General features: G+C 37.1%; 2 protein-coding genes and 1 pseudogene. All 3 read right to left on the reverse strand.

Features of this window, described 5'->3' with window-relative positions:
• Positions 1-230 precede the first annotated feature (230 nt).
• Positions 231-971: a Uma2 family endonuclease gene (locus EWV66_RS07015; RefSeq protein WP_185236945.1), complete on the reverse strand. Its 741-nt coding sequence runs from the start codon at positions 969-971 to the stop codon at positions 231-233.
• Between the two features lie 148 nt (positions 972-1,119).
• The gene (locus tag EWV66_RS07020; RefSeq protein WP_287109251.1) at positions 1,120-3,144 is read right to left on the reverse strand and encodes a hypothetical protein; all 2,025 of its coding nucleotides are present in this window, start codon (positions 3,142-3,144) and stop codon (positions 1,120-1,122) included.
• Positions 3,145-3,421: 277 nt separating this feature from the next.
• Positions 3,422-3,925, reverse strand: a pseudogene (locus EWV66_RS07025) (Uma2 family endonuclease); the annotation flags it as partial.

Below are 3,925 nucleotides of genomic sequence, written 5' to 3' on the forward strand. Positions count from 1 at the left end.
AGAGAGGTTGCAGGTTATTGTCCACAGGTTCGTCAGGTAATACAAAATCATCTGGCAGTTTTTCCCAGGTGATTGGCGGTGATTTTGGGGGTAAATCAATAGCAGATGGTGTCATTGTCCTAAACAGTCCTTTCTATATTTAATAAGCTCTCATAAACTGTCCACGACTAAGTAGGTGCATTAAATTAATTATAAAATAGACCTGTAGGTGAACAATGCCTGCAATTATTTCATACACTATCATCAACTTCAACTCCTAGCGCTCTTAATTTTGCTGCCAAGCGTTCAGCCCGTTGCTTTTCCTGCTCGGCCCGTTGCTTTTCCTGCTCGGCCAACTCCTCTATGGTGGGGAGCAATTGCCCCTCTGCTGTTGCCCAACGTAGCCAAGTAATCGGCTCTTGTTCATCCCCATAAATTCCCTGCCACCGCACTAACACTAGCCCTAATATTTCGCTGCTGAACCTGCCTTGAGCATCTGGGTTTAAAGATTTATAAACACCCCCTTCTAAGCGATGTCCCGCTAAATCTTCTGGGTCAAAGGGATCATACCAAAAGTATTCTGTCACCCGCAAACGATTCTGATAGATAAGCTTTTTCTCTTCTTTATCTTTTTTTGCTGTACTTTCAGAAAGCAACTCAATCACCACATCAGGAGCTTTTTCTTCTTCCCAGACGACCCAGCTTTTCCGTTCTTTTCGAGGCACGTCCACAACGACAAATACATCGGGCCCGCGATAATCCTCGTTACGCACTTGATTGGGGCTAAAGTAAACAAACATATTGCCTCCGACAAACGCTTCCCGTCCTTGGTTTTTTAACCACCGGGAGAGAGGTCTGACTAATAACTGCATTTGCAGTCCGTGTCGCTGGGTTTCCATGGGAATACCATCATCAGAAGGTAGTTCATCTTCGGTCGGTGGTAGCTTGATCCCTTGTGGGTTAGCTGCAATTAGGAGGGTTTCTTGAGCCATTGGTTGGTTGGGGTGAACAACTGATGCCACTTTCTTATCATAAACTATTGTCAATGTCAACACAATTGCGATCGCAATTGTGCAGCCAAGCGCTCGGCTCGTTTTAGGCTATATGATTTTGTCAAGATTCTCTCACTTTATTACAATTCTAATCTTTTATGTAAATCTGACAATTTTTCAGGATAGGGTCATCTATGTTTTTCCCTGACTCTACAAGCTTGTAATTATTCTCATAGAGTAATTGTAAAAAAGTGCCATGAAGATTTTCTTTTATGATAGGTACATTTATGGGACATAGGGTGACAATTGGATTGAATTTATTGAGAGCGTCAATAAAACGGGGCTGAAAAGAATTGTCCTCAGAGAAAATAGAAGTTATCTCGGGATAAAACAATACTTTTCTGTTTTTGTGAAGATAATAATAGGATTCAAATGAATCTGAAAGAAGAATTGATGGGCGGTTTAATTGTTTTTCTAATGTAGCCACTCTCTCGGACAAGCTGACTAAAGCAGACATTTGCGAATAGCTTTTAGGGCTTTTAAAATTGGATATAGTTAAGGGGATAAATTTTACACAAGCGATTAGGGACATAATAATAAAGGGCATGACTAATACACTGACAAGGGAGAGTCTGAATAGCTCAAACGAATTGGGCAATAGGATTGGCAAGAACTCCCTCAATGCAATTTTATTCTGCATCAATTTCGGTTCAGATTCAGACATTTTTTGTTGATAAGAACTAAAGGCATAATCAATCAAACAACCATAGGAAAGAAAAAATGGAAGTGATACAAATAACAAATTCCAAGGATGACTTCTATTGACAAAATAAAAGAGGCTAACTATTCCCCAGATGGCAATTACAAAACGATACTTAGCGTTTTTATCCTCAATAGGACTCTGAAAAGATTGTATGATGTTAAAACCGTAAACAACCATAAATATCATCCATATATTATCTGGAAAAGGCAAACCTAGAAAGCCAGAGCCAAATTTAAGAGTAGAACCCGTATAATTGAGAAAATTTATAAATTCTCCAGCAATAATTCTAAAGCCAAAAATAACTATGGACATGATAATTATGAGATTTATACTAAATCCCGCTAATCTTTTAATCATGTTTTTTGCGCTAAAACCATCTATTTTAAACTCATTCCAAATGTAAATAAAAAAGTACATAATCAACACAACTACACCAGAATCAAAATTACTTAATAGAGCCATTGCCACTATAAAATCTAGAATCAAATCTCGTAAGTTAATTGTTAAAAATCCAATGGAAAAAGTAGCTTTATCGAGAAATTTTCTTTCAGATATATAGAACGAAGTGACCAGTAAAAGACAAGGAAATAAAGTTCTTAAAGGAAAATATTGAAAGTATAAATCTCCTCCTACTACCCTAAAATAAAAATAACTCCAAAATAGGCAGCTGATGAATACCAAAATTCTGAACAACGGATTTTTGTAAATAGCTTTAACTATTAAATAGTAAAGAATAATCTGAAGAGCAATCAAACTACATACAACAATTTTAATAGACAATAGACTATTTCCCATTAATCGTGATAGTAGGCCAAGCCAAAGATAATATCCGCCATATAAAGTTTTAAACCCATCATCAACAAGAGGAATAAAAGGGGAATCGCTATTAATGGCCGCTAATGGGAAGAGAAACGCATTAAAATGGTAGTTAGATGGATCAGTATAAACCAGACTCCAAGCAACTGATGTAACCGTTACTAAAACTCCAATAAAAATTATATTCTCAATCAATAATGTTCTCAAAAATTTACGAAGGGAAAATAGATGTAAGAGAAAAAAGAAAATAACTGTTAAAATTAATGCGACTGGAATTAGCACCAAAAAATTCAAGCTTGATAAATAGGTTGTCAGTTCACGCCAATTGTATGACATCTCAGGTGTCATATAGAGCCTGAGACTTCCACCAGTTCCTTGGGTAAAGAGCTTTTGAATTGCTATCGTGTTGAAAACAAGACCAAGTCCCCACGAAATTAAAAACTCAAGATTACGACTTTGATTTGTGACTTGCCAATTATTGATTATTTTTGATAAAATAGAACTGAAATAGTTCAAAACTTTACCCAAAATAGTAGGTAAGAAAATAATAGAAATTGAAATGAATAGATACCACACTGCTTCATAAGTAGTCATGCAAAATTAATTACCTGCCCGATCGAGCTAAAACCCTTACGGGGCAATGATCGTCATGTGTAAATAATTTTGCCTAGGTACTTACCTGTCATTTCCTTTCAATCTGCCAAATCTTGTGGTAAGAAGATAATTTACATCAATAAAAATAAGTAGAAACGCACCTACTCCTTTGAGCCATTGATCGATCATATTTTTGTTCATTTATCTAATTTAATTTGAAGTATTGGAGTCAACATAAAGTAAGGGAAAAGACAGTAAAGAATAAGTTTATTTCCTATCATAAACTATCATCAATGTCAACCCCTAGCGCTCTCAATTGTGCTGCCCAGCGCTCGGCTCGTTGCTTTTCCTTTTCAGCCCGTTGCTTTTCCTTTTCAGCCCGTTGCTTTTCCTTTTCAGCCCGTTGCTTTTCCTTTTCAGCCCGTTGCTTTTCCTGTTCGGCTCGTTGCTTTTCTTGCTCGGCTCGTTGCTTTTCTTGCTCGGCTCGTTGCTTTTCTTGCTCGGCTCGTTGCTTTTCTTGCTCCACTAACTCACTGCCCCATAATAACAGATTGCCTGACTTATCCCACCAGCGCAACCAATTAGTAGTAAATTCAGCTTTGCTTCCTTGCCAGATACCGATAAACAAATTAAGTTCTTTTATCCAGTAACGATTATTCTCATCTGGCAACTGCTGCTCATACTTTCCTGCCACTAAACAATAAACATCTAATTCTCCCGTTTTTGGCTGAAAAATTCCATAGACAGGTACTTGTAAGATTTGCTCGTAAAAATACCATTT

This window comes from Microcystis sp. M_OC_Ca_00000000_C217Col, assembly GCF_007095585.1.
In the GTDB taxonomy this organism is placed as follows: Bacteria; Cyanobacteriota; Cyanobacteriia; order Cyanobacteriales; family Microcystaceae; genus Microcystis; species Microcystis panniformis.

Bases quoted from the DNA above. Each gene is read 5' to 3' on its own strand.
- EWV66_RS07015 (WP_185236945.1), bottom strand. From the start codon at position 971: ATGGCTCAAGAAACCCTCCTAATTGCAGCTAACCCACAAGGGATCAAG.
- EWV66_RS07020 (WP_287109251.1), bottom strand. From the start codon at position 3,144: ATGACTACTTATGAAGCAGTGTGGTATCTATTCATTTCAATTTCTATT.